The organism is Psychrobacter sp. T6-1 (genome assembly GCF_052258445.1).
The window spans coordinates 1-1,286 of sequence record NZ_JBQQFC010000481.1 but is presented as its reverse complement, the minus strand read 5'-3'; the positions used below and the strand labels follow the sequence as shown (position 1 = coordinate 1,286).

Annotated in this window: 2 protein-coding genes and 1 pseudogene; all 3 read left to right on the top strand. The window is 45.3% G+C overall.

What is annotated here, in order from left to right:
- A partial coding sequence (locus ACTXGO_RS13975) for a magnesium transporter (RefSeq protein WP_443574944.1) occupies positions 1-309 on the top strand: 309 nt, incomplete at its 5' end.
- 40 nt (positions 310-349) lie between these two features.
- Positions 350-814, top strand: coding sequence for a dUTP diphosphatase (gene dut, locus ACTXGO_RS13970; protein ID WP_317200296.1), 465 nt, complete (start codon positions 350-352; stop codon positions 812-814).
- 71 nt (positions 815-885) lie between these two features.
- Positions 886-1,286: pseudogene (locus ACTXGO_RS13965) on the top strand (phosphomannomutase); the annotation flags it as partial.

Below are 1,286 nucleotides of genomic sequence, written 5' to 3'. Positions count from 1 at the left end.
GGCGGGTCTAACCGTGTTTGGCTACTCAACAAAGAGCTATGGGTAGGCGCGATAAACGGTATTATCTGGGCGATAATCATGGCGTTTATTGCCCAATTGTGGTTTCATGATATCAAGATCAGTAGCGTCATTGGCTGCGCTATTGCCATTAATATGACCGCTGCCAACGTCTCTGGCATTAGTATTCCTTTGATGCTCAAACGCATGAATATCGACCCAGCTTTATCTGCTTCAGTTATCTTAACGACAGTAACTGATATCGTCGGCTTTATGTCGTTTTTGGGCTTGGCCAGCGTGCTAATTCTATAAACGAGTTAATTCTATAAACAAAATAAACAGCGAGTACGTTATGCAAGCGGTACAAGTCAAAGTTCTAAATCCTAAACTTATTAATGATGAGTCATTTGCGTTACCAACACGTGCAACTGACGGCTCAGCAGGTATCGATTTGCGCGCTTGTATAGACGCGCCTTTGACGATCAAAGCAGGTACAACGCATCTAGTCGGTACGGGATTGGCAGTTTATATTGCTGATCCCAATTATGCAGGCATGATATTGCCGCGCTCAGGTCTAGGTCACAAACACGGTATTGTACTAGGTAACCTAGTGGGTCTCATTGATGCCGACTATCAAGGCGAGCTGATGGTCAGTGTATGGAATCGTAGCGATGAGGATTTTATCCTTAATCCTGCCGATCGTATGGCGCAGTATATCGTAGTGCCCGTTGCACGTCCTGAGTTTGAGATTGTCAATGATTTTAATGATATTAGCGCACGCGGCGCAGGCGGTTTTGGTCATTCAGGTCGTCAATAAAACCCGGCCCTACATGCTGTTTTGTCATCAATAACATTTGTCATAAATAACAAAAATAAGGAGACGTAGTAATGACACCCCCCTTTGCTACGCAGCAGTCCTTATTTCGTGCCTACGACATTCGTGGTGATAAGCAGTATTTTACCAGTGATTTCATCACTGCCTTAGCTGATGCTTTTTTTAGGCTTTATAGCCAGTACCGTATCGATAGTAATCATCACTCAAACCACAAATTAAATACGCCTGCCCTATCGCCCTTTGAGCTGAGAGCCAAAAAGACTACTGTGATTGTAGGTTTTGATGTGCGCGCTGGTAGCGAGTGTATTGCTGAGGCTCTGACCAAGCGTATACAGCAGCGAGGGCTTCAGGTCATCTATTTAGGGCTTGTTACCACCCCTATGATGGCCTTTTGGACAGAGCAGTATGACGGTCATGGCATCATGGTCACCGCCAGCCATTCTCCCAAAGACAC

Bases quoted from the DNA above. Each gene is read 5' to 3' on its own strand.
- dut (WP_317200296.1), top strand. From the start codon at position 350: ATGCAAGCGGTACAAGTCAAAGTTCTAAATCCTAAACTTATTAATGAT.